A 25,300-nucleotide genomic window follows, 5' to 3' on the forward strand; every position below is an offset into this window, starting at 1 on the left:
AGCATTCCTTAATCTCAACCGACAGAGAAGAGCGAACTAGCGAATTCCTAGGTGTCTTGACCGCTCTAACGTAGGTCTAATCCTGCCCCTGGTGGGTGAATCAATCTGTTTACACAGATTTAAGTAGGTTTAATTCACCCCTGATGTTTAAGTAAGAACCGCTTCAGAGTTCACAACGGGTTATTTATGGACTTTAATGTCTTAGTTTAGCTTTTTTTAGCTTACAAAACATGGTTGACCCACCCCTACTTTAATAAACGACGTTGGATAACACCTGGTGCAGCGACGGCTGCTTGTTTGTACCGACTCTTGATTTTGTTTTGATCGTAAACCCCCAGCCAAACGGCAAAGAATTGCTCGGTTAATTGTCGCCTGTTTTCGAGTGCCGGAATTTTTAGTGCAGCAACTCGCCAGCTTACTGGAATACCATTGATACCTTGATAAACACCCGCTAATGCCCCTGTCAGAGCCGCCGTAATTGGGTTTTGGTAACCGCTACGAACGGCACGGAGAACACAGAGGCGAAAATCTGAAGGGGTATAGAGGAAACAGTAAAAGGCTAAAGCGATCGCTATATCTGAGGCATCCTCCCTATTGCCTAAATTTGCTGGCTCCCGTCGCACTTTCCTGGTGGTGGTTTCTAAATCTGCACCAGCTTCGATCAGGGTTTGGACTTGTTTTAATTGGTAGGCTAAGACCGTTGGTTGTGTCCCTAAGCCTTTGAGGATATGGGGAATTAGGGTGGTTGGGTTGATTGTTTCGGTGAGCATAACAGCCATCGCCATCGCGATTGCCAACACCCCAGCCGAGGCGTTGGGTTCGACTTGCCAAATTGCCGCCGCCTGAATTATAGTCTGCCGTAACCATTCTGGATTCTCGTGAAAAAAAAGCGCCATTTGTAAGGAAAGCACTGCGGCTTCGCTACTTTGTGCTTTCCCTTTCAATTCTAGGAGTGAGGGTTGGGTTTGGCGACAATGAATGATCCAATCGTCTATATCCAGCCTGCCTGTGTCAATTAGACTCTCTATTCCACAGGTGGAAATTTTACTCCAATCTGAAAGTTGGGGAATATAGAGGTGGGACTGAGGGGGTTTGGGTTGGCTTTTGGCTAACTGTAGCGATTTCCAACCAACTGGACTACCGAGTTCTTGATCAGGGTGATGGCTGACAAGCTCACCGATCAAACTACCCAGTAATGCTCCTTGAAATCGGCTGATCAGAGAATGCTGCATTAATTTGCTCTTGCCACGGTTTTCAGGGTATGGACGAGAGCTAAGAGTCCCAAGCGATAACTTTCGGCGCCAAAACCGCTAATTTGACCCACAGCTATGGGGGCGATGAATGAGTGATGTCGAAAGGGCTCGCGCTGATAGATATTACTCAGATGCACTTCCACTACTGGCAGGGCTACAGCAGCTAAGGCATCGCGCAGGGCTACACTGGTATGAGTATAAGCACCCGCATTAATTAAAATCCCATCATGCTGCGTTCTCGCTGCCTGTATGGCATCAACTAAAACGCCTTCATGGTTGGACTGTAATGTCACAACTTGACAGGATAAGGACTTGCCTTCCTGCTGCAAGAGTTGGTCGATTTCCGCCAACGTCACAGACCCATAAATACCAGGCTCTCGGAGTCCTAGGAGATTCAAGTTTGGACCATGCAGGACGAGAATACTCAAAGAACTCCGAACTTCGTTCGGCACCTCTCCAAATTACCGGGAACGACGGCGTGGATTGTGAACTGGAATGGGAATTGGTTCAGGTTCCGGCTGAGGTTCAGGACCCAAAAGGGTTTCAACCAGCTTACGTGCCCATTCTTTCAGTTTTTCCAACACCTTATCTATATAATCCATTAAACTGAATGCTCCTGTGAGACAACTTAATAGCTTTTTGAGAGTCTTAACAACAGGACGAGTGTTAGAGCTCTTTCTCCGCAAGACTTTGGGGACTATTGGATACCAAACGTGGAAACCCTGCCCAAGTCAAGTTAAGACTATGACGCCGATATTAAACTGAGCAGTTTTCCTTTTGGGATACACCGTTAAATAAGACTTATGCCTGTCTAGGTATGGTTTTACACAACTAGGCTTGCCGCTTACTTCCTGCTTCACTCTGGTGGTGACGGCACTTAACCAGTCCACAGGCTTAAAGTTGGATGTAACTCACCCTTTGAATCTTTACAACCCATCTGTTGCATTTCTTAACTTTAAGCATAACACGACAGACCAAAGGCGAGCTATCCCCCAAAAGGAATCTGGAATCGATCCGGCGATCGCGACGGTTCCGTACTCCTCTACCTTTAGTTATAACTCAGGTTATACCTGAGCCGGATGGAATCAGCTCAGTAATCGGCGTCGCAGTTGGTCTAGGGCATAACAGGCACTCTGGTGACGAATCGAAGCCCGAGAGCGATCGCGACCAAAATTATATTTAAAACATTCCACTCTATCATCTGGCGACGCCAGACCCATATAAACCAACCCCACCGGTTTAGATTCATTCCCCCCACCAGGTCCAGCAATGCCGGTAATACTCACGCCCCAATCCGTTGCTAGCCGCGATCGCACACCCAATGCCATTTCCTGGGCGACTTGTTTACTCACCGCCCCCCATTTATCCAGATCTGATGACTTAACCCCAACTAAGGAGACTTTCACGTCATTGCTATAAGAAATTATCCCACCCTTAAAATACTCAGAACTTCCCGGAACGGCTGTCAACAGACTCCCTACCCCTCCCCCCGTGCAAGATTCCGCCACACTTACCGTTTGATTCGCTTCCCGTAAAAGCTGACCCACAACCGAGGCGAGAGTATCTGTGTCTGAACCAAAATAGTTAGTTCCAGCAATTTGCCGCAAATCCTTGACAACAGGTTCAATTAGCTGTAATGCTTCACCTTGAGACGGCGCACGGGCGCTAACCCGTAACCGGACTTCTCCCTGAGAGGCGTAGGGGGCGACAGTGGGGTTCGTTAAGTGGAAAAACGGCGCAACTTTTTCGGCTAAAGCCGATTCCCCAATCCCCCAGAATCGTAAGGTTTGACTGTAGATAATTTGTTTTCCCCAGCCTTGAGCTTTGAGATAAGGAACCGCCGTTTCTTGCCACATCCCCTGCATTTCACTGGGAACACCGGGAAAGGTGAGAATCGTTAAGTTCGGGCGCGGTTGCCAAATTATACCCGGTGCGGTTCCAGTTGGGTTAGGTAGAACCTTGGCACCTTCAGGAATCAAGGCTTGCTTGCGATTACTTGGGGTCATTTGACGCCCCCGTTGAGCAAATTTGCGAGTAATATCCTCGATAATGTCAAATTGCTCAATCAATCCAACGCCAAAAAAATCTGCTAAAGTTTCCGTAGTCAAGTCATCTGGCGTCGGTCCTAGTCCTCCCGTAAAAATCAGAATCGCCGAGCGTTCGCAAGCCATCGCCAAGACTTGCTTTAACCGAGAAGGATTATCTCCCACAACGGTTTGATAGTAGTGAGGAATACCCAGATCCGCCAATTCGCGAGCTAAAAACTGGGCATTCGTGTTGAGAATATCCCCCAGCAGTAACTCGGTACCAACACAAATGATTTCTGCGCTCATAGATTTGTTCTTTGTCCTTCGTCATTTGTCCTTGCTCAAAACAGGGAACAGGAAGAAAAAAGCCTCCCTGTTCTTCTAGTCCCAGTTATTCGATGTTACTGCTCAACCTACCAAGCTCCGGTTATTTACGTGTGGAACAGGGTCAAAAAAGGGACAAATGGCAAATGACGAATGACAAATTTATACGAGTGTGGGTACAGGAATATTCAGATGGGGGTATAAGGGGAAGCGATCGCACAATTGAGCAACGCGACGCCGACAATCAGCGGCGATGGTTTCATCCTCTGGATTGAGTAAGCGATCGGCAATAATATCACCAATTTCGATAAATTCGGTAACGCCCATCCCTCGTGTAGTCATCGCGGGGGAACCCAGACGTAAGCCACTGGTGACGAAGGGAGATTCAGGATCGAAGGGAACTGTATTTTTATTGGCGGTAATATTAACACCACTCACCAATTGATCCGCCCGTTTCCCGGTCATGGAAATACAGCGTAAATCCACCAGCATTAAATGATTATCGGTGCCACCTGATACAATTTTCAGACCCCGTTTTTGCAGTTGACTTGCCAGGGCTTTGGCATTTTCAATTACATGAGCCGAATAGTCCTTGAACGCTGGTTTTAACGCTTCACCAAATGCGACAGCTTTCCCCGCGATCGCATGTTCCAATGGACCGCCCTGAGTTCCCGGAAACACCGCTTTATCCAACTTTTTCCCCAGTTCAGGATCACGGGTGAGAATTAAGCCACCTCGGGTTCCCCGTAGGGTTTTGTGCGTGGTTGTGGTGACTACATCACAATGGGGAATGGGGTTCGGATGATGACCCGTCGCCACTAAACCCGCGATGTGAGCAATATCCGCCATCAGGTAAGCGCCCACTTCATCCGCAATGCTTCTGAATTTTTCAAAGTCAATAATTCGCGGATAAGCCGAATAGCCACAAATCAGGAGTTGGGGACGTTCTTTGAGAGCCAGCTCTCGCACCTGATCATAGTCGAGTTGCTCGGTTTCGGGGTTAACGCCGTAGTGACACACATTAAACCACTTCCCGGACACATTTACCGGTGAACCATGGGTGAGGTGTCCCCCATGGGATAAATCCATCCCCATAATCCTGTCTCCTGGCTTGAGCAGCGCCAGGAATACGGCAAAATTGGCTTGAGCGCCGGAATGGGGTTGGACATTCGCATGAGCTGCACCAAAGAGCCGTTTAGCCCGGTCAATGGCAAGCTGTTCTACTTTGTCGATGAATTCACAACCGCCATAGTAGCGCTTTCCCGGTAAGCCTTCCGCGTATTTATTGGTTAAAACCGAGCCTTGAGCCGCCAGTACCGCAGGCGAGGTAAAGTTTTCACTGGCAATCAATTCCAGATGGTCACGCTGGCGCTGGAGTTCAAGGCTTATCCCTTCAGCCACTTCTGGGTCAGTTTGGGCAAGAAAATCTAAGTTTGTTTGAGTCACGTCCGTCAATCCCTTAAGATGCTATTGCCGTGCAGTTGGGTTCATACAAGTTTTACCATATTGCCCGTTGCTGTTGCTTTGCTCAAACCTGACCCACCTCCCCAGTTTTTCTCAGACGGTCAGTATTTAGTCAGAAAAGTTAAGCTGTGTGTTGATCGAGAGCCTCTAGCTAAAGACATAAATTAAGATGGGATCAGCGGTCTAGTGGATTTGACCGGAGGCGTTCTATGTTAGTTATTCTTACCGAAGAGCAAATTCTTTCCCCCAATCAAGTTTGTCAAAGCTGTTTACTGGCTGACAGCAAGGGTCAACCGCGTTGGCGTCAGGGTAAGCTGGGGTGTGGTCATGCTGTTCGTAAACTCACACCCCATCAACCGGAGCAATATGAATGTGAAATGGGTTTCCGCATCGCGAACCTTGAGTAGTTTATCATCCGGGGAAATAAACTGAACTATTTTCTCTGCCTGAAATAGCCCTTAAATCCCGACCAATGACCGATGACAGATGACAACGTTCATCGAAATAGGTCATCTACGCTATCCTGAACATAGTTGGATAACGATTTGCCCCCCAAACCCAAAAAGGAGAACCAAAGATGACTTGGCGCGGATCAACGACGGTTAAAGATCGAATTTTTGCTTCCCTTACCTATTTACTGCCTTTATTCTATGTAATGCAGTTTGCGCTCCAGTTGAGGTTGCCTTTATTGAGCCAAATTCCCCTTTTGGGAACTGCTTTAGAAATACTTTTACTCCCGGTAGCTATTGTTTTCACGTTAGTCCCTTTCGGTTTAGCCGGAATTATCATTTTTTTCGTTTTGTTCTTGCTGGTCGTTAGAAACGAAAGGATTGCCCATTTTATCCGGTTCAACACAATGCAGGCGATTCTTTTAGATATTCTTTTGGTTTTATGTAATTTGCTTGTCGATATTTTGCTAAAAGGACTGGGTTTCAATTTAATAACAGAAACATTGTTGAATGTCATCTTTTTAGGAACAATTGCTGCTTGCTTCTATTCAATCGTGCAATCATTGCTCGGGCGCTACGCCGAAATTCCTACACTTTCGGAAGCGGTTTACGCTCAAGTTCGATGATTGGTTATTGGTCATGGGTTTTATGTCAGGGTTTGAGGATTATTTCCATCGACGGACTTAGCTCTAAATAAAAAAGGGCTAAAATTTACCTTGTCACCCTTGTCCCGGCTTAAAGGGTGACTGGCGAAGAACGGGGAACAACGGTGTTCTCTAAATGACCAATTCCCTCAATTTCCACACGGACGCGATCGCCGATTTGCATTGGACCAATTCCTCGGGGTGTACCGGTGAGGATTACGTCTCCGGGAAGCAATGTCATAATCTGAGAAATGTAGGAGACAAGAAACTCAGGAGCAAATACCATTTGATCAATGGACGCCGATTGTACCGGTTCAGGCGCATCATTTAAAAACGTCTGCAACTTCGCCCCCGCACTCAATTCCCGCACAATCCAAGGTCCTAGGGGACAAAAGGTATTAAATCCCTTTGCCCTAGTCCATTGACCGTCTTGTTGTTGTAAGTCACGGGCGGTGACATCATTGGCAATAGTATATCCCCAAATTCTTCCCTGGGCTTGTTCGGGTGTACAGTCTACACAGAGTTCACCAATCACCAGCGCCAACTCTCCCTCATAGTCCACCCGCTTTGACTGAGGCGGGAACTGGATTTCTCGATCCGCCGCTGTGATGGTTGTGGGAGGTTTGAGAAATAGTAAGGGTTCCTGGGGAACGGGTGTTCCCATTTCAGCGGCGTGGTCAATGTAGTTTTTCCCGACGGCGACAATCTTGGATGGCGCACAGGGAGCCAATAATGTGTAACTATCAGACTCCAACTCCAGAGCCGTCGGTTGACCCTGTAGCCAAGGCGGTGCATCCAAAACTTGGATACTGCGGTTGAGTTGCAGTAAGCCATAGTAGGTTTGCCCTTGAGCCGTTTTAATTCGGACGTAGCGCTGCGCCATGATGTTAGAGATTCCTTCGTAATTTAACTTTTTCGCCGTAAGTCCCCCGTTATAATCTTAGATTTAACGGTGGGATATAAGGCGTTTTTAATGTATAATAGAAATGTCAAAGGTTATGCAGGAATGTTCTTCCGGGCTTGTGTGAGTGAAAAGTAGGCTTATACGCTTTAGCATCCACCGCTTTAGGGTTGCCGGAACCTCCACGAAAGCAAAGAACTGGTGTAAAGACACCAAAAGTTATCAAACTCGATACGTTGTACCCAGGGACTCTGGGGAATCAAAATGCCTATGCAGTCGGTCTGTCGGGGAGTAAGTCATGAGGCTGCTCTAGATAAGTGGCGAAAAACTCGTAAGAGATGTAACTAGGAATGTCCTATCGTGAGGTAGGAAGCCTACACCATAATCTTTGATTTGGTGTAGGAGGATGTCACTGAGAGAGTTCTACTGATATGGGATTGTGATTGACCCTGGCAGCTAGCTAGAATTAATACCAAAAAATAGTAAAATTGCAATAGTGTAATCTGGGCGAATTGTCTGCCTCAAAGCTAGGGAGGGGCAAAAACCCAGATTAGGCATAGAACAGAGCAGTTAAATCGGCTCGTATCCTTGCTTGTTTGACTGGGATAGCTTCCCGATTAAAAACCGTGGCTATCTTGAATCAGCCAAAGAAGCCCAATTGTCCATAAGGAGAAGACCATTTGTGAGCGATAGTTACGAAATGATGTACATCCTGCGTCCTGATTTGCCAGACGAGCAGGTTAACCAAGCCATTACCAAATATCAAGATCTCCTGCAAGAGCAAGGCGCACAGCAGATTGAAATCCAGCATCGGGGTAAGCGCCGCTTGGCTTATCCCATCCAAAGACACCGCGAAGGCGTCTACATTCAAATGAACTATCAAGCGCCCCCGACTCATGTGACTCAGATTGAGCGAGCTATGCGCTACGGAGAGGAGGTTATTCGTTATCTAACGCTGAAACAGGAACTTCCCCCTGAACCCCAACCCGAACCGGTTGAGGTAGAAGCTTAGCGGGTTTTAGGGGTGCACGCCCCGTGCGCCCCTACCGTCTTAATTTAAGGCATCAGTTGCCCAATTTGTCTCGTAAGAGCAGCGCTGGGTAAGTCAAAGACAGGGGTTCATCCTGGGAAAGGGTAATGGCACACAACAGCTTCAATCGGTCAGAAGCCCAATAAATCCTGACTTAGGCAACAATAGTAGGAAGAGTCATATTAAGATTACTCCAAATCCTTATTTCCCTATTGTTCATCATTCAGGTTTTACCGCGATTGCACCCAATTGGCGCAAATCAGCACTCGTTGTCGTGATCAAGTCCCTTGCCTAAACCTCAGACTCTTGTTGCCCGAAGCTCCTGGACCCTACCAGCATGACTGTAACGGATACTGTTGCCCATAAAATTTCGAGCTGGAATCGGCAAATCTATAAACGATTGAAACTGGCTCTGAGTCTCGGATTGCGCCGTCAAATTTTTGTGGCTATTTGTGATGATCTGAGTCTGCGGAATCGTCTGGCGGGTAAACTACATGGGGAGTTGGGTACAACTTGTGCGATCGCGCCACCCAATGGTTCAATCCCTACTAATTTAGTCAGCCTGAATATCAATGTCAATGATCCTCATCCCTTTGCCCAAATTTCTGCCTGGTTGGCTCAAAATCCCTATTCCCCCATCACCACATCCCCTCCCAGTTTCCAACTCCTCGGTATTGAACGCTTAACTCGTCAATCGCCAACGGTACAGCAATTGTTTCTGAGGCGGTTACAGTCGATTGAGCGTTATTTGCCCCAGTTAGATGCAAATGTGTTGCTCTGGCTACCCCGCCCTTGGTTCCATTCCATTGTCCAGTCTGTACCGGAATTTTGGCAATGGCATACTGGGGTATTCGAGTTTGAAGGGGAACCCACACCACTCCCCCCCATTGGCGCAACTCAACCGGAAGCCTCTCCCACTGCGGTGACGACTCAACAGACAACGGCTTCGTTCCAAGAAACCTTGCAGACGGTACTGACGCAGGAGTTCGAGGAAAATCTTGATTTAGAATTTCTCCAGGGTATTGTGGGCAACAATGGAGACAACAGCCGCGAGATGGAACCCCTTCTCGCTCCCACCAATGGAAACTCTGGTGCTAACCTCAAGGATAATGGGATGCTTAAGGCTGTGGACTTCCAGACCCAGGAAACACCCACACAGTCAAATCCTACCACGTCCCAACTCCTGAGTGAACCATCCCAGGAATCTCCTCATCTCCCTGCAGATGAATTGGCTCAAACCCCATCGCCCGCCGAGGCGTATTTACAACTGGGTAATCATTATCGTCACGCGATTGAACAGGGAGATCCCTCACCGGAAAATTTAGCGATCGCGATTCAATCCTATGAGCAAGCCTTACAATGGTTAGATGACACATCCCCTCACGTCCCTGATGTTCTCAACGATTTGGGGAATCTCTACTGGATGCTCTCCCGTTGTCCCCAGGATAGGGGAATCCAGCTTTCCTATCTCGAACAGGGGATTCAATCCTATCAACTGGCATTAACTAAGTTAACCGCCCAACAAGCCCCCCAAACCTACGCCATGATTCAAAATAATTTAGGCGCAGCTTATGGGGATTTGGCTCGCTATCAAGAGGCGGCTGAGAACCTGGAACTCTCAATTCGAGCCTACGAAGAAGCCTTACACTATCGTCATCCAGAAAATGACCCGCTCAAATATGCCTCTACTCAAAATAACTTGGGCACTGCTTATTGGCATTTAGCACAACATCACTCCCCTGTCAATAACTTACAAGCCGCAATTGGGGCGTATGCGGAAGCCCTGTATTATTACAACAGCCGCTCAAACGCCACGAATTGGGCGATGATTCAAAATAACTTAGGTACCGCCTACTGGAATCTGGCACAGTATGAAAAACCGGAAACCTGGCTAGAGTTGGCGGTGATTGCCTATAAAGATGCGTTAACCTATCGTACTCCAGAGGTGGCTCCGGCTGCCTGTGCCGCGACTCAGAATAATTTGGGTACGGCTTATTGGCATCTGGCAGATCGCTGTGTGGAAGACCCTCAGCGACGGGCAGATTACTTACGCCATTGTATCAGTGCCTATGAAGTCGCGATCGCCTTAGCTGAGAAATTGGCGCAGCATCGTCCCCCAACCCCGATTAACTTTGATGGTATCGCCACGCGGAATAATCTGGGACTTGCTCATTACCAGTTTGCGACTGAACCGTCTTTGGGTGCAGGGAAAGAGGAGCAATCCAAACATCTGGAAGCCGCCCTCCACCACCATGTTCAAGCCTGTATGGGAGTGACGGCGCGATCGGATGCTTATCAAACTTCTTTGGAGTATATCATTAAAGCGATTCGGACTTTCTACCAGGAACAGGGAATTACCGGGCAAAATCTGGCACTCTCAAAGATCCCCGGTCAGCTTTTACCGGAAATTTTGCCGCGCCTGTAGAGTTAGTTGGGGTTTGCTGAATAAGTCTGGTGGAGGGGGTAGGGAGTAGAGACGCGCCATGGCGCGTCTCTACATGACTAACGAGACATCGACTCGATTTCCATGATGCGTCCATCGTTGACCATGACTTGAGTTCCGGGAATAATTTGTCCGAGTTGAGCTCTGGATAAACCAATGTTTACCGTATCCCCATTTTCTAATTCAATAGAAGCGATATTACCGGTGATACTGGCAACTCGACCTTCCATGGGGGCGCCGGCTCCCATCCTCATCATGTTGGGTTTCATCCGATTGTTACTCATGGGATTCATATCAACGATGCGTCCATCGTTGACCATGACTTGAGTTCCGGGAATAATTTGTCCGAGTTGAGCTCTGGATAAACCAATGTTTACCGTATCCCCATTTTCTAATTCAATACTAGCGATATTACCGGTGATACTGGCAACTCGACCTTCCATGGGGACGCCGGTTCCCATCCTCATCATGTTGGGTTTCATCCGATTGTTACTCATGGGATTCATCATCATGTCGGGTTTCATCCGATTGTTACTCATGGAATTCATCTCAACGATGCGTCTATCGTTGACCATGACTTGAGTTCCAGGACGAATTTGTCCGAGTTGGGCTCTGGATAAACCGATGTTTACCGTGTCCCCATTTCTCAATTTAACCCTGGCGATGCTACCGGTGATATTGGCAACTCGACCTTGCATCGCTGTAGCATAATCAGCTTGAGCTAGGATGTTGTTGTTGAGACTTTCATCCTGAGAATCAATGGCGACAATTCGACCATACGCCACCCATACATTGGTTCCGGGTTCTAGTTGATCTAGTTTCCAACGGGCGACGGGAATTGTCTTGGTTTCGCCATTGTTCATTTCAATCGTGGCAAAATTAGAGACAAGCCGGACAACTTCTCCTGGTTCCGGTTGCACGGATTCAGCTTCCGTGGTATTGGGGGTGAGTTGACCTTGACTCAGGGGACGTGCGATCGCAGGAGTCCCAGCAATGGCACAAAGTACGACACCTAGCATTGTACCTGTGAGGAGTTTTGGTGTGAAAATTCGCATATAAACCTTTGTTAATTCGGCAAGGGGTTAATTTTTTCAGGAATTAAACCTATTTAAATAGTAGAAACTATCAGGCAATGAAATCATGACTCGCAGGATAGATTTTTGATTGGCTGGGTAAGTGGGAGAGAAATTAGACTGAAATCTACCTTTTGGAGGTTGACCTATTTATCGGTTATTCAAAACTTACAAGTGAATCTGTTCAGGTACTTATTCCTTGACGTAAGGATTAACAATTTTAGCCCAGTTGAGGTATCCTTTGCCGCTTAAATGCACGCCGTCAACGGTGTATAGGGGGTCTAATTGTTTCTGGTCGTTGGTAAAATGTTGATGTAAATCAATGTAGGTATAGGAAAATTCGCTGGCTAGGTTTTGCAGGTGGCGATTGACGGCGATAATATCTGAGTTATTGACGCTGATGGGATATTGGATAGTGTTCATGGGTAAGAGGCTTTGAATAAAGACTTGAGTTTCTGGGGTTTGCTGTTGAATTTTCTCTAGGATAAGTCGATAGGTTTGGGCGATTTCGCTGGCGGGTTTTTGTTCATTCCATAAGTCATTAGCACCAATCATCAGAAAGAGTTTTTGGGGTTGGGATGCGGTGATTTCATTGAGGCGATTGAGTACGCCGTCGGTGGTGTCTCCAGATATGCCGCGATTGCGGATATTGGTGTTTCCCAGGAGTTCTGCCCATTCACCTTGATCGGTGAGACTATCGCCGATGAAGATAATTTCGGTTTCGGAGTTGGGGAGTTGTTCAAACATCTGTTTCCGGATATGGTGATAGGTTGATTGATAGGTGTTGCGACGACGGGGGATTTTTACGGTTTGTTCGATTTGTTGATGAAAGGGGAGTTTACTGACTATATAGGGAATGCCGCCTCTGCGAATGATTAAGACACTGAAGACACTAATAAATAGGAGGTTGAGGCTGAGGGAAACTCCCAGCAGGAGAGGGCTTTTGAATACCATGGTGAATATCTTAGAGGTTGCTGAGTAAGTTGTGGTTATCGGGATTAGATTCGGTTTGTAGTAAGGGATGTGAGTCCTATATTATGTTGGGTTTCACTTCGTTCAACCCAACCTACAACTTAAATGAGGAATGACGAATCAGATATTATAAGATTAATTATTGGATCGGATGTGAGGGATAAAATTGGCGACTGTGATTCCATCAGAAACGTGCTATTGGCTGAAAAATGCTCGTGTGCCAATCTCAATGTTACAGGTTGAGGATAGATCGATTCTGGGGAGTCGAACGCCTGATGGGTTGTGTTTGGTGGATATTCAGGTGGCTGAGGGGAAGGTGGCGCAAATTGTGCGGGCGAATTCTGTGTGGGTGGGAGATGCGGCGGTGGTGGATGTGCAGGGGGGACAGGTTTGGGCGGGGTTTGTGGATTTGCATACTCATCTGGATAAGGGGCATATTTGGCAACGCACGCCGAATCCGGATGGAACGTTTGATAGTGCGTTGGATAGGGCGAAGCAGGATAGTTTGCGGTATTGGCAAGCTGAGGATGTTTATCGCCGGATGGAGTTTGGGTTGAGGTGTAGTTACGCCCATGGTACTCAGGCGATTCGGACTCATATTGATGCGTTTGGGGAACAGGCGGGGATTAGTTTTGGCGTGTTTAAGCAGTTGCAGCAGGAGTGGGCGAATCGATTGGTTTTGCAGGCGGTGGCGTTGGTGTCGCTGGATTATTATTTGACGCCGGAAGGGGTAAGGTTGGCGGATTTGGTGGCGGAAGTGGGGGGTGTTTTGGGTGGGGTGGCGTATATGAATCCTGATTTAGAGGCGCAGTTGGATCAGGTGTTTCGGTTGGCGCAGGAACGGGATTTGGCGTTGGATTTTCATACGGATGAGACGGATGATCCGGAGTCGATTTGTTTAAGGAAGGTGGCGGAGGCGGCGCTGCGGTGTCAGTTTGGGCGACAGATAGTTTGTGGACATTGTTGTAGTTTGGCGGTACAGTCGCCGGAGGTGGTGTCGGAAACGTTGGCGCTGGTGAAGGAGGCGGGGATTGGGGTGGTGAGTTTACCGTTGTCGAATCTGTTTTTACAGGATCGGAAGTTGGGGAGAACTCCTCGTTGGCGTGGGGTGACGGTGATTCAGGAGTTACAGGAGTCTGGGATTGGGGTGACGTTGGCGAGTGATAATTGCCGTGATCCGTTTTTTGGGTTTGGGGATCATGATCTGTTGGAGGTGTTTAGTCAAGGGGTGAGAATTGCCCATTTGGATATGTTGTTTGGGGAGTCTCCGGCGATGGTGACGAAAACGGCGGCGGATTTGATGGGGTTGGGGAATGTGGGGCGGATTGGTGTGGGTTTGGCGGCGAATTTGGTTTGGTTTAAGGGACGCAGTTATAGTGAATTGTTATCACGTCCTCAGTGCGATCGCGTGGTGATTCGCGATGGGATGGCGATTGATACGACGTTACCGGATTACCGAGAATTGGATTCGTTGGGTTCGTAGTCAGGGCTTTAGCCCTTTAACTCAGTTAGCCCGCCAGGGATTCAAATTTTATCGGATTCGCACAAGAAAATGTTATTTAAAATTGCACTACTCGCGTTAGCCCGCCAGGGATTCAAATCCCTGGCTCAAAGCTTAAGTCGTCTGAAGACGACTGTATAATGGTGGGTTTTTCCTTGTTTCGCCCCAATCCCTGATAGGGATTATAGAGGATTTCGACGGAATAAGAGCAGATAGCCATGGAAATTATCACTTCGCCCCAATCCCTGATAGGGATTATAGAGGATTTCGACAGGTAAGCCAGGTCCCAAAGGTGAACCTGGGAAAGTTTCAATCCCTGATAGGGATTATAGAGGATTTCGACTTTTACCCCATTGCCAATTGGATCGATGAGTTTCGTTTCAATCCCTGATAGGGATTATAGAGGATTTCGACCCTGGCTTGCCGATTGGACCAGGCTCACCGGCATGTTTCAATCCCTGATAGGGATTATAGAGGATTTCGACTCAGAGGGAATCTGAAAATGATGAGATCGGCAGTAAAAGTTTCAATCCCTGATAGGGATTATAGAGGATTTCGACGCTACACAGATAGCCGAAAAGATACTCAGGCAGAGTTTCAATCCCTGATAGGGATTATAGAGGATTTCGACTGAGGAGATAGCTCGCTCAAAAATAGCGAGTCTGTTTCAATCCCTGATAGGGATTATAGAGGATTTCGACCCTGCCGATAGTGTAGATGCGGCAATCCTTCGCGTTTCAATCCCTGATAGGGATTATAGAGGATTTCGACTTTCTTGGTCTGTTGACTATAGCAAACCGAATAGTTTCAATACCAGATAGGGATTATAGAGGATTTCGACCTTCCCATGAGGGGTCGCTCCGAAGAAAGTTTTGTTTCAATCCCTGATAGGGATTATAGAGGATTTCGACTAATACCTGTACCCTTTCACGTTCCGGTACTCTTTGTTTCAATCCCTGATAGGGATTATAGAGGATTTCGACTGCCGACCTCTGAAACGCTTACTGTATATAGTTTTCAAGGTTCGATTCCGAGAGACTTCATCTAATATACCATTTCAGACTTCGATCCAGCAAGAGGTCTTTCAAAAAAACATCTAAAACCCTCTCACAGTAAGCGTTTCAAGATTTCCGAGAACCTCCGTTGCGGGGTGGTGTCCTCAAACCCAGACCCCATAAGGGATACAGCTTATTAATCACCACAGCCTGAGAAAACACCTACCCCTTCTCGGATTTAAGCAAAGAAAATCGAACTATCCCGAAGTGCTTCACCGCCGATGCGCTCAACCTTCCCTTGACAACAGCCACAGAGGAAATAGAAGCGAATGCTATCCTGATCCGGCTTAATCACCTTATTCAGACGCGATCGCAACTTGGCATACTGGGTATCCGTCAAGCTGCACTCAAACACACTATACTGCATCCACTGCCCATAGGACTTAAGAATACTGTGTATTTTCGTCCGGCGCTTATCTTCGGGGATATCGTAAGTCACAACAACATACATCATCAATACAGGACTAACGGTGGATACTTGTCAATTTCTCCCATTAAATACTTCGCCAACAGTCGCGCCTGGATTTCAAACGCCTCCTGATAGGTACATTTGCGCCCTAACACCGGATGCTTAAACTTAGATTGTTTCTTTTGTTCGTATAACTTCAGAAACTCCCGCCGCCCTTCTGGAGATAAGTAAACCACATCACTCAGGGGTTCGCTGACAAAGTCATCCGGCTTGAGTATCCGCGAATTAATCGCTTTGAGAATACTCCCATCCACGATTAAGGGGCGAAACTCTTCCATCACATCCAATGCTAAACTGGGACGACCATAATGTTGGCAATGAAGATAGCCCAAATAGGGGTCAAATCCGACAATATTCACCGCACTTTGTATATCATGGCGCAGCAGGGTATAGCCAAAATTTAATAACGAGTTTACCGGATCAGTAGCGGGGCGATGTCTGACTCGAAACTTAAACCCTTCAGCGCGAATTAGCTGATTAAACACCTTAAAATATGCTGCACTTCCCGCCCCTTCTAATCCGCGCAAGGAATTAATTGTCTTGGTTTTGTCTAAGGAGGTAATCGCCTTACTAATTTGAGTGATGGCTGATTTTAATGTCAGTTCTGGATATTCGCGCTGATTGCGACTGAGTAGGGTGCGATAATTTTTCAGTTTTCCCCGAATAAATCCCCGGACAATATGCAGCGCTGATTCCGATTCCCCAGCCGCTTGCCATTGGGCTTTCCGCACAAAGATATTCTTGGTCATTTCCGGTTCCAATCGTCCCAGATATTTCCCGGTTCCGGTGATAAAAGTTAAGGGGATTTTGCGGTCTAATAGTTCTGTAACAACGGCGGGAGATACGGTTGCCCGTCCGCAAATAACTATCCCATCTACTTTAATCAGGGGGACATCTAAGAGTTTCTGTTTATTGGCTTTGACGCTAAGGCGTTCATCGGTTTTGCCGATAAATGAATCGTCTTGGGTAATGTAAACGGTTCCCATAATTTTTGTCCTTGTTTTGAATCGTGATGATGGTGGTAAATCAATTGAGTTTTGACCTCTCCCCCAGCCCCTCTCTATCCCCCCTTGCCCCCCTTTGAAAGGGGGGTGGGAGAGGGGTGGAAAGGGGGCTAGGGAGTTAGGTTTTTATTGCCTATTTCCCTGGGGATTGGGGCGGGTTTATTTTTATCTCGGTTGTGTCAAAAAGGATGGTTGTAAAACCCGCCCCTACAGGAAAATCAAGACTTTTTCATTCGTCTTCCCGATACCGCCCCACCTTATCGGCGGCTTGGGGTAAACATTGAGGATAAAAACTGCATCCTTTACAGCGTTTACTGTAAATGGGTTTGGGCATTTTTCCAGTTTCTAGTAACTCAGTAACTGATTCAATCGTGTCCAGGGTTTCTTGTCGCAATGCGTCGGAAATCTCTACGAATTGCCGTTGATGGGAATGGGCATAATAAACATAGCCGCGACTAATCGATTGTCCCGTCATTTCTTCTAAACACAACGCCTGGGCGCACACCTGCAATTCATCGTTATCCCATTCCCCTTGCCGCCCCCGCTTATATTCCACAGGATAGAGTTCACCAGAATCGGATTCAATTAAATCGGATTTACCAATCAGGTGATACTGTTGAGACTTCAGCCAAATTGCCCGCACCTGCCAGACTTCCTCCCGTTGCGCCTCCCCTAAAGTATGGACGCGATCGTGTAAACTGGTGCCTTCAATGGTATAGTGATTCTCGGTAAATTCTCCCGCACAAAACATCCGCCAGCAACGGTGGGGACAGTAGGCATATTGGTTGAGAGAGGCGATGGAAATGTAATCAGTATTATTCATTTAGTTGACCTGTGAATGGTTAAGGTTTCACGTTTAGATCCCCCTAAATCCCCCTTAAAAAGGGGGACTTTTCTGGATAACTTTTCCGGTTCCCTGTGTTTGGGCATCCCTGAGTGAAAATAATCAGAAAAAGGGTAACTTTACTGGTTCCCCCCTTTCAAAGGGGGGCTAGGGGGGATTAATCCGGTTCCCCCCTTTCAAAGGGGGGTTAGGGGGGATCTATAAAATTAGGTGGGTGGAAAATCTAGTTCATTTATCGGTGGGGAGGGCGGGTTTTGTTGTTTATTTATCGGTGAATCGTTGAATTTAGTCCCTAAACCCGCCCCTACAAAATAACTAATTTATAGAGATGTTCCGGTGCAACGTATTTACGAATTTATTCGCCTCACCATCCCCATTCCCATCGTTGTTTTCCGCCCCACACCAGAATAGAGGGCAAAATCCGCTAAAGCATTAATCTGCTGAATTGTCTCCGAGTCAACTTGTCCCATAATCCGAAAATTCATGCCCCCAACACAGCCAATAAACTTACTGCGAGAATCGGCAACTAATTCTGTATGAATATCAAAGAAACTGGGAAAAATATACTCAACCAATGTTTTGGGGAATTCTATGCCACTATATTGATTCCAGCGCTTAATCAAACTGTTACAGACTAACTCCCTTGTGGGTAAGGCACAATCATATTTACTCTGACGAAATGCCGTGGGGGTATAAAAGGCAAAATTCAGGGCGCGATCGCACGCTGACGCTTGGTCGTATAATTGCTTATAACTGAGAGCATTTGCCCAACATCCGGGCATTCCTTTTTGTGGTGTTCCCAGGATACTGGTAATCTGCAAATCAGCAGGACCTAAATGCCAGGGTTGTTCGGGATTCAGGTTTAGCCACAAGTGAGTTAATTGGCTAAATAAGGTATCATCAAGTAGAGAAATCCGCCACCAACAGGGAGTGCTCTGGGGAATTGGTTTATGGTGTTGCCATTGTAGAATAGGAGAAGCTGTATCACCCCGATGCTGAATTTGCAGGGGACTCAAGGTAAAGGCTTTATCGGATTTGGCTTCATGGAGATAATCGCCTAAGTTTCTATCGACAGAACTCACTAAGTTAAGAAATAAGGCGTGTAAATGTCGTCCACTGAGAAACTGGGTGGGAATTGGGGATTGGGGAAGCAGGTTGAGAATCAGACTGTGAGGCATAGTAATAACCAATTATCGGGGTATTTGTAGGGGCACGGCAGTGCCGTTCCCCTACCTAAGGTATCAACTAAAGCGATACTGCATCAGCCCAGGAATCTTGAGACGATTAAATCGGTAGTATTTTCCATGTAAACTTACCATTTTGATCAGACTTACAGGAGGCATATTAATCACGTCATAACGGGTAACACGATGGGAAAACATCACATCTAACGGGTTGAGAGGATAGGGAAATGTAAAATCTTCTTCCCCCCCAGATAGTTTACTCTCCTGGGTTTCTACAATTTCCACCCGCGCCTTACTTGCCCATTTCCCTAACCGAATCCAGGTGGGTAAGGTTAAAGGCTTCTGGCTAATCACAAAGCCTTCAAATCTACTTTCTGGGGCAATTTCTTTTGCCCTGCCAAAACTGGGAATATTTTTCTGGGTTTTCTTCATCTCAACATGATAGCGATTGTCGGCATATTTCCAGGTATTGAGAACCGACGCATGATAAATGCTGCGGGCGGGTGTGATATAAATCCCTTGCTGATTCAAGGGGGTTAATTGTGCCTGATACTGGGGAACTTGTTCGGCACAAAAATAGCGATAGGAATTCTCTGGGGGAACGGTTGTGGCATACTTTTCACTATCGACTAATCCTAAAGCATAGGAGAGGGCATAATTGTGGAGTATGGGTTCTGTTTCATAGAGTCTGCCAATTTCACGAGTGGCGAAATAAAGACTATCGTGTAATTCAATTTGATAGCGGTAAATGATTGCCATAGGGTTTACCGGGTTGGGGATTGGGGATTAGGGAACGTTAAGAGATCCCCCCTAGCCCCCATCCCCCCTAGCCCCCATCCCCCCTAGCCCCCCTTTGAAAGGGGGGAAAAAAGGGGGGAAAAAAGGGGGGAAAAAAGGGGGGAAAAAAGGGGGGAAAAAGGGGGGAACAAGAGATTCCTCAATCTTTCCTTAAAAAGGGGGGAACAAGATATTTATCAAAGTCCCCCTTTTTAAGGGGGATTTAGGGGGATCTAAACGGGGAACTAGGTTGAACTGACGTTGATGCCAATACCAGCCTTGCGCCCCTACGTCAATTGGTAGATTTAGCTTTCGCCTTTTTCTTAGAACTAATGTGTTTTTGGGCATAGTCTTTGGCTTCAGCATCGGCTTGCTGTAACACAGATTTAATTCCGGCTTCATTTCCGACCAAGGTTTTCACCTCATTCAGCAGCGGTTGAAAATCACTGCCAATATAATCGGTGTGGACAATAAATTCTTGAGTCATTAACTGTTCTATGGCGGTTGTCGCGGCGTCTATTACATCCTCTTCAGCTAAAGGATCAAGGGTGAGTAAGGTATTTTTTGCTTTCATTTGGTCATAAATTGCCTGAGTCCAACGTAAATTACTGGTAATCTCCCCATCAGCAAAAATTACCCCAATTAATTCATTTCTAACTCGTCCAGTGCGGGTAGTTTGTGCGCCATAGTGACGGGTGCGAAGAATATTATTAAATACATACAAAAAACTTGCCTCTGTGGGATCTTTGAGGGTGACAATACTGGGGAAAAAGACTTGGGGGCGGATATGATCCTGTTGATTAATTCGACTGGTGACTTCTCCGGGTTTAGAACCCTTTTCCCCTTTCGATGTCATTGTGCCATTTTCAAAGGGCGCATTCAGGGTAAAGGTTTCGTGAGATTCATCAAAGGCGGTAATCGAAAAAGCAGTATCCACGATAACTTTCGACTTTTCTGAACCCGAATCCCCAATAGCAAATCCATAGATAATACAGTCCGGATTATCCATGGCAAAACTGACATTATATTCACACTCATCAGCCGTAATTAAGCCATAGTTCCGCAACAATTCGCGCCCCACTAAGCGTTCTGGAGTAGACTGTTTCCGCTTAAACATGGAGAGGCGACTAATCGGGGTTTTATCTTGAATCCCTGCCCGCACTCGCGCCTTATTCAGTTCGCCATCGGTTTGAAACAGAGGGTAAGATTCAGTAATCCGAATAGTCAGAAAATGAACATATTTTCCCATAGGTTTGTAGGGAATCTCTGAATAAAATAACCTTGTGTCGATACCATTAATAAATGGCATTAATTCTCTCCTAAATAGTGAGTAGTAAGAAAAAAAAGGTAATATTCAACTAATCATCTTTAACTTATTCCTCCAACTCGATAAACCTTTCCCTCGAACCCGTTAAAATCTCTGCGTACCTCTGCGCCCACCTCTGCGTACCTCTGCGTTAAAAAAATAATTTTGGTCATAAATTAACCTCAACCATCCCTAACTCCATCCTCCGTTAATTCCTCCTGGCGCTGACGATTTTCTTTATCATCTTCCAGGCGATACAAGAACTCACAGGTATCGCGAATTAAATTAAGTTGTCGCCCAGCTAACCGGGCGCGATCGCACGAAAAAGATTTCTCAAATACTTCCACCACAAAGTATCGAGCAAATTCAATAATTACCTGCCGTTCTTTTTCCCGATTACTAATCACCCAGCGCCCTTCAGCCGTTGATCCATGAACCCGATCCATCAGTTTAAACACTTCCGCCGCTACCGCCATAACTAGGGTTTCACCATGAAAGACAGTACTATCAGCTTTAAGAATTGTATCAGCAGCAATATCAATGGGTTTTAACACAGCATTTGCTTTGGGATTATAGCGCTTATTTGCCCGATAAAATTGGCGATACAGTTCCATCAACCGCTTAGGATGATTGAGACTCGATTGTTCCGTCACGATTAATTCCTCCAGTTCAGAATCATAATAGCTATAGGGGTCAAAACAAGGGTAAAACTGATAAGCATAGAGGCTAATTTTATTCAACGGCGCAGTATCATGGCTATGGCTACGAACCCAACGGTTGAGATAACTAAAGACATAGAGAGGACTGGTTTCAAAATCTTTCGCCAGTTCAGTTAATCTGCCCCAATTTGGGTCATACCCAGACTTACCGGATTTAGCATTAACATCCAAATGAATCCCATAAGCCGCAGTGAGAACATTCAACGGTGCTGGATGCTGCAACCCGTTCTCTGTCCAGCCTTCTAAGATATAATCTAAGCGGAAGCGATCGCGTCTCACCAACGCCCGAAATGCTGGGGGCGCACTATCAAGAAAAACCGTCTCTTCAAACGCCGCACCATCAGTAAAGGGTGGAATAGGAGACTCAGAAACTACCGTTTTTACATCCAGAATCATCGGAAAAGCTAACGCTAACCAACTCGGCATTACCCACGACTCCGTATCCGTACTATCGCGCCCCGGTGGGATTGCCATGAAGTAAAATGTCATCGGTTGATCATCAGGATATGCCAATTTAAACGTGCGATCGCGTCCCGGTTCAATGGTGTCTTGAATCAGAAACATATCCACATTCTGATAACGGCTACGGCTTAAATCTGCCCTCAACTCCTGACTAACAAAATGATTGCGAATCTGAGTATTAAACCGAGTTTGGGCAATCCCACTATATGCCCGTTTCAGAAACTGATTTGTCTCTGGGGTAAAGTAATAGGTGGGATAAAAATAGAGATAACGATATTTCCCATCCTCAAACCGTTTACCCACCGCCTGGGTTTGGTTCATCAAGATTTGCCGCAACATCATCTCAATTCCCGCAATACTAGAAATATTCCGCTTGGCATTAGAACCCCCCAGCATTTGCTTATTCGTATACACCTGGGGCGTAAACAAAACCGCCGATTCCATCTGTTCAGTTACCGTGTAAGCAGAATGGGAAATCGAACAGATTAATTGTCGCCCTCGCCCCGGTTTCTTCGCCGCCTGATAACTGGCAAATTCCTGTAAAAACACATCAACCGTCGCCTTGTCATCTCGATGACTGGGTAACATTACTACTCGTTCCAACCAAAGCCCTAAATCATCCCAGCCATCGGCTAATTCATACTGAGACACAAGCGGCTGAATTAACTCAGTTACATAGGCAATTAATTCCTCCCCCGTTTCTCGAATGGTTTCAATCCCCGGATTCTTTTGCAGATACTTCGCCGCCAAAAAATACCATTCATAAGGAACCCCGCCTGTATTCCCTTTCAACTTTTGCTGCTTCAGTCGTTGATTAATCTGCTGAATCTCCCGAATTGGCGACAAATAATCACCCAAATGCCAATAGTCAGCCAACTTATGGATTAAATCCAGATGGGGAAGTTCGGGTAACTGCTTATCCTGCTTCCGCGCCGCTTCAATTTGACTCACCCGTTCCCCCCAAATCTTACGACTAACTAAATCACCAAATTCTGCTAATTGATCAATGCGGATATCATCGCCAAATTTAAAGTCATAATCGGCGGATAAAATTCCCTGTTGCTGAAACTGAATCAGGTTATCACTGCGACTCTTGGCGACTGAGGGTTTATTCGGATTTAAAATCCGCAACGTCGCATCTAAGGCTACCTCCATTAACCCAGACTCATCAAAGAATAACTGATAATAGTCTGCATATTTTATTCCCTTCCCATCGCGCCCAAACCCCGTTTGTCTCAAGCGCAATTGTTCCCGACACAGAGATTTAATCGTGGCGACAACTCTATCGGGTAAACCATCCAATGAAATCTCAGGTGCATGACGATGTGCTAGATAAATTACCCCGGTTGGTAAATAAAGTAACGGTTCATAGGGACAATGATTACCAGGGGCAATTTCTGGTTGGGTTTGATAAACCTGAATTAAGGCATTATTTACCACATTAGTTAATACTCCCCGATTCTCGGCAATACTGTGATAAGTAAATGTCAGTTGTCCATCACTAAGACTGTGAATAAGTTCCTGAAGTCTAGGGTGTTCCGCATCTTGAGGATGCTTAACAATCGACGCCAAGGAGTCAGCCAAACAGGTTAAATCAGACAAACAGCGCAGGGTGCGATCGCGATCGCGCAATACTGGATTGAGTCCATATTCAGAAAAGTTCCAGTTAGTATCCCAGCGCCGTTGAGCATTATATGCCATGATTAATAAATCATCAATATACTCAGAATAGGTGTCGGGATTCTCTGGATTAATCAAATAATCTAATCCCAGTTGGCGAACTTTATCCCCAATAATCTGCCGATGCTGTTCTAGGGGTAACTTGCGACAATCTTTGGGGACATCTGGGAACTTTTCAAAGTCATGGAGAATAAACGCCGCGATGACTAATCGCCGTTCTCGTTCTCCCACGACTCGCTTAATGGTTGTATCTAGTTTTTCTAATCGTTTTTCAATTAAATTAGCCGGAAATAAACCATTGAGTAAATGAGTATTCAGGGATTGATCTGCCGCATTATCCCGGCGTACTTTTTCTTTTCCTGCGGCTTCTCGCTGTTGATCAAGTTGATCGAAAAACTTCCCCCCTTTTGCGGTGACGCCAATGGCAAATTGCAATAGATTGGGTAAAACATACTCGCCAAAATCCCGCATCACGGGGTCATCCGGATTCTGTGCTTGAATCGCCTCTCGCAGTAGAGTTAGGGTGAGTAAGGATTGGGGGGTTTCAATGGTGCGATTGGAGGGTTCTGTATCAAAGCCAAAGTTGTCATCGTCTAACCAATCATCATCGGGTTCTGGGGTTATATCGAATAGGGATAACTGGTTAAATTGCTGAGATTTTTTCGTCATGGTTTACCTTTGTTTATTTTAATCCTTCTGTCCTTTTCTAACAGGGCGCACGTCGGTGCGCCCCTACGGTTCTTGTCTATTTGCTATTTGTAGGGTGTGTTAGCGTTCGCGCAGCGTTCCCGAAGGGTAGCGTAATTAATTTTCATTGTTATTCATTGGTAGTCTAATTCTGACTCGGTTTAATTCCGCAGTTAAAATTGCACCCGAAGCTAATTCATTGCCATAACGTGCTAGAACTTGCAAACAAACACTCGCTTGCTGTCGTGTACTGAGATTAACTAAGCGCAAAATGCCATGGTGAGCAGTTCCTCGAAAAATTGCTAACTCTCCGAAATCATTGTCAAGAGTTACTAAAATCCGACATTCACGATAGGCTGTTGCCAAAATCTCCTCATCTCCTGGATCTTCTGACCAATTTCCAGTCCAGATTACGTCGTAACCAGCAGTAATTAATTCGCTTTGTACCCCACCCCAGACACAAGTATCTAAAAGTAGCTTCACCACTAAGACTCCACAGATAAAAATTCAACTCTTTCATGAGCAACCAACCGACGTGCATAGAGTAAACAAGCTTGCACATCTTCTGGTTCTAGCCAGGAATAACCTGCTAACAACGTTTCGACTGTATCACCTGCTGCCAGCATTCCTAGAACGTGTTCAACAGCTAAACGACGACCCCGAATAATTGGCTTTCCGCCAAAAATTTGGGGATTGACTGTAATTCTTGCTAAAATTTTTTGCTCGTCCATGATTGACCTTCCTAATTCCCTCAAAAATACTTAAAAATAACGTTGTCATTGTCGAACCAAACCTAATTTGTTTTTTAGTCTGGAGGACAATAAAACATAAGTTGGTTCTCTATATCTTCTTTTTCAGCAGCAAGGTGTTCTCCTAGCAATCAGAATCAGACAGTTGCCAGATACGCCAGAGTCTATAGAGTATCTCGTGACCATCATAACCACTTTGCCTCTCCCTCTGCTATACTGCTGTCGTGAGGGTAAAACTCCTTAAGTTTATTTGAGAGAGTGCTGAATCCCTATCAGGGATTGA

Annotated in this window: 23 protein-coding genes and 1 CRISPR repeat array; of the genes, 6 read left to right on the plus strand and 17 right to left on the minus strand. The window is 46.2% G+C overall.

Translation table 11 applies throughout. The features are described from left to right. Positions 1–245 precede the first annotated feature (245 nt). Genes RIM23_RS26640 through RIM23_RS26650 form a run of 3 tightly spaced genes read right to left on the minus strand, consistent with a single transcriptional unit; the run spans position 246 to position 1,855 of the window. Positions 246–1,232, minus strand: coding sequence for an ADP-ribosylglycohydrolase family protein (locus RIM23_RS26640; RefSeq protein WP_446370921.1), 987 nt, complete (start codon positions 1,230–1,232; stop codon positions 246–248). Next, complete coding sequence (aroQ, locus tag RIM23_RS26645; protein WP_446370923.1) at positions 1,232–1,681, minus strand: type II 3-dehydroquinate dehydratase; 450 nt, start codon at positions 1,679–1,681, stop codon at positions 1,232–1,234. The genes RIM23_RS26640 and aroQ overlap by 1 nt, the downstream gene beginning before the upstream one ends. Positions 1,682–1,714: 33 nt before the next feature. Beyond that, positions 1,715–1,855, minus strand: a complete 141-nt coding sequence (locus RIM23_RS26650) for a hypothetical protein (RefSeq protein WP_446335682.1) — start codon at positions 1,853–1,855, stop codon at positions 1,715–1,717. Between the two features lie 235 nt (positions 1,856–2,090). Between RIM23_RS26650 and RIM23_RS26655 the strand changes: the two genes are divergently transcribed. After that, the gene (locus RIM23_RS26655) at positions 2,091–2,327 is read left to right on the plus strand and encodes a hypothetical protein (RefSeq protein WP_446335683.1); all 237 of its coding nucleotides are present in this window, start codon (positions 2,091–2,093) and stop codon (positions 2,325–2,327) included. An 11-nt stretch (positions 2,328–2,338) separates the two neighbouring features. Here RIM23_RS26655 and RIM23_RS26660 read toward each other — a convergent pair whose 3' ends face one another. Together RIM23_RS26660 and glyA are read right to left on the minus strand one after the other, a co-directional pair. Next, complete coding sequence (locus tag RIM23_RS26660) at positions 2,339–3,586, minus strand: competence/damage-inducible protein A (protein ID WP_446370925.1); 1,248 nt, start codon at positions 3,584–3,586, stop codon at positions 2,339–2,341. Between the two features lie 180 nt (positions 3,587–3,766). Then, complete coding sequence (gene glyA, locus RIM23_RS26665; RefSeq protein WP_446370927.1) at positions 3,767–5,050, minus strand: serine hydroxymethyltransferase; 1,284 nt, start codon at positions 5,048–5,050, stop codon at positions 3,767–3,769. A 227-nt stretch (positions 5,051–5,277) separates the two neighbouring features. Here glyA and RIM23_RS26670 point away from each other — a divergent pair, with 227 nt between their 5' ends. Further along, positions 5,278–5,475: a hypothetical protein gene (locus tag RIM23_RS26670; RefSeq protein ID WP_446335686.1), complete on the plus strand. Its 198-nt coding sequence runs from the start codon at positions 5,278–5,280 to the stop codon at positions 5,473–5,475. 170 nt (positions 5,476–5,645) lie between these two features. Continuing rightward, entirely contained in the window at positions 5,646–6,143 is a 498-nt protein-coding gene (locus tag RIM23_RS26675) for a Tic20 family protein (RefSeq protein ID WP_446370929.1), read from the plus strand. Positions 6,144–6,252: 109 nt separating this feature from the next. Here the strand turns inward: RIM23_RS26675 and RIM23_RS26680 are convergent, their stop codons facing one another. After that, a complete protein-coding gene (locus RIM23_RS26680) occupies positions 6,253–7,044 on the minus strand; it encodes a fumarylacetoacetate hydrolase family protein (RefSeq protein ID WP_446370931.1) in 792 nt (263 codons plus the stop codon). A gap of 700 nt (positions 7,045–7,744) precedes the next feature. Between RIM23_RS26680 and rpsF the strand changes: the two genes are divergently transcribed. Beyond that, a complete protein-coding gene (gene rpsF, locus RIM23_RS26685; protein ID WP_446370933.1) occupies positions 7,745–8,074 on the plus strand; it encodes a 30S ribosomal protein S6 in 330 nt (109 codons plus the stop codon). A gap of 355 nt (positions 8,075–8,429) precedes the next feature. Continuing rightward, positions 8,430–10,517 (plus strand): tetratricopeptide repeat protein, encoded by a 2,088-nt coding sequence (locus RIM23_RS26690; protein WP_446370935.1) that lies wholly within the window; start codon positions 8,430–8,432, stop codon positions 10,515–10,517. A gap of 77 nt (positions 10,518–10,594) precedes the next feature. On the opposite strand, the gene RIM23_RS26695 is transcribed toward RIM23_RS26690, so the two are convergent. Both RIM23_RS26695 and RIM23_RS26700 read right to left on the minus strand, forming a co-directional pair. Continuing rightward, the gene (locus RIM23_RS26695; protein WP_446370937.1) at positions 10,595–11,590 is read right to left on the minus strand and encodes a hypothetical protein; all 996 of its coding nucleotides are present in this window, start codon (positions 11,588–11,590) and stop codon (positions 10,595–10,597) included. A gap of 210 nt (positions 11,591–11,800) precedes the next feature. After that, positions 11,801–12,562, minus strand: a complete 762-nt coding sequence (locus RIM23_RS26700) for a GDSL-type esterase/lipase family protein (protein ID WP_446370939.1) — start codon at positions 12,560–12,562, stop codon at positions 11,801–11,803. 193 nt (positions 12,563–12,755) lie between these two features. On the opposite strand from RIM23_RS26700, the gene RIM23_RS26705 reads away from it, so the two are divergent. Next, the gene (locus tag RIM23_RS26705) at positions 12,756–14,063 is read left to right on the plus strand and encodes a cytosine deaminase (RefSeq protein WP_446370973.1); all 1,308 of its coding nucleotides are present in this window, start codon (positions 12,756–12,758) and stop codon (positions 14,061–14,063) included. Between the two features lie 180 nt (positions 14,064–14,243). Beyond that, a CRISPR array of direct repeats spans positions 14,244–15,064; the repeat unit is 37 nt; unit sequence GTTTCAATCCCTGATAGGGATTATAGAGGATTTCGAC. Positions 15,065–15,314: 250 nt separating this feature from the next. On the opposite strand, the gene cas2 is transcribed toward RIM23_RS26705, so the two are convergent. The 9 genes from cas2 to RIM23_RS26750 form a co-directional block, all read right to left on the minus strand. Beyond that, positions 15,315–15,587 (minus strand): CRISPR-associated endonuclease Cas2, encoded by a 273-nt coding sequence (gene cas2 / locus RIM23_RS26710; RefSeq protein WP_446370974.1) that lies wholly within the window; start codon positions 15,585–15,587, stop codon positions 15,315–15,317. Positions 15,588–15,589: 2 nt separating this feature from the next. Then, positions 15,590–16,591 carry a type I-D CRISPR-associated endonuclease Cas1d gene (gene cas1d / locus RIM23_RS26715; protein ID WP_446339315.1) on the minus strand — a complete coding sequence of 334 codons (1,002 nt, stop codon included), beginning with the start codon at positions 16,589–16,591 and terminating at the stop codon, positions 15,590–15,592. Between the two features lie 247 nt (positions 16,592–16,838). Then, positions 16,839–17,432, minus strand: coding sequence for a CRISPR-associated protein Cas4 (cas4, locus tag RIM23_RS26720; protein WP_446370941.1), 594 nt, complete (start codon positions 17,430–17,432; stop codon positions 16,839–16,841). 368 nt (positions 17,433–17,800) lie between these two features. Next, entirely contained in the window at positions 17,801–18,631 is an 831-nt protein-coding gene (gene cas6 / locus RIM23_RS26725; protein ID WP_446370943.1) for a CRISPR-associated endoribonuclease Cas6, read from the minus strand. A 63-nt stretch (positions 18,632–18,694) separates the two neighbouring features. Next, positions 18,695–19,396 (minus strand): type I-D CRISPR-associated protein Cas5/Csc1, encoded by a 702-nt coding sequence (gene cas5d, locus RIM23_RS26730; RefSeq protein ID WP_446370945.1) that lies wholly within the window; start codon positions 19,394–19,396, stop codon positions 18,695–18,697. Positions 19,397–19,706: 310 nt separating this feature from the next. After that, positions 19,707–20,723 (minus strand): type I-D CRISPR-associated protein Cas7/Csc2, encoded by a 1,017-nt coding sequence (gene cas7d / locus RIM23_RS26735; protein ID WP_446370947.1) that lies wholly within the window; start codon positions 20,721–20,723, stop codon positions 19,707–19,709. Positions 20,724–20,902: 179 nt separating this feature from the next. Beyond that, the gene (cas10d, locus tag RIM23_RS26740) at positions 20,903–24,250 is read right to left on the minus strand and encodes a type I-D CRISPR-associated protein Cas10d/Csc3 (protein WP_446370949.1); all 3,348 of its coding nucleotides are present in this window, start codon (positions 24,248–24,250) and stop codon (positions 20,903–20,905) included. A gap of 135 nt (positions 24,251–24,385) precedes the next feature. Continuing rightward, positions 24,386–24,751 carry a DUF5615 family PIN-like protein gene (locus tag RIM23_RS26745; RefSeq protein WP_446370951.1) on the minus strand — a complete coding sequence of 122 codons (366 nt, stop codon included), beginning with the start codon at positions 24,749–24,751 and terminating at the stop codon, positions 24,386–24,388. A 2-nt stretch (positions 24,752–24,753) separates the two neighbouring features. Then, positions 24,754–24,999, minus strand: coding sequence for a DUF433 domain-containing protein (locus tag RIM23_RS26750; RefSeq protein WP_446370953.1), 246 nt, complete (start codon positions 24,997–24,999; stop codon positions 24,754–24,756). Positions 25,000–25,300: the final 301 nt, after the last annotated feature.

The organism is Coleofasciculus sp. G3-WIS-01 (assembly GCF_040223135.1).
Classification (GTDB): domain Bacteria; phylum Cyanobacteriota; class Cyanobacteriia; order Cyanobacteriales; family Coleofasciculaceae; genus Coleofasciculus.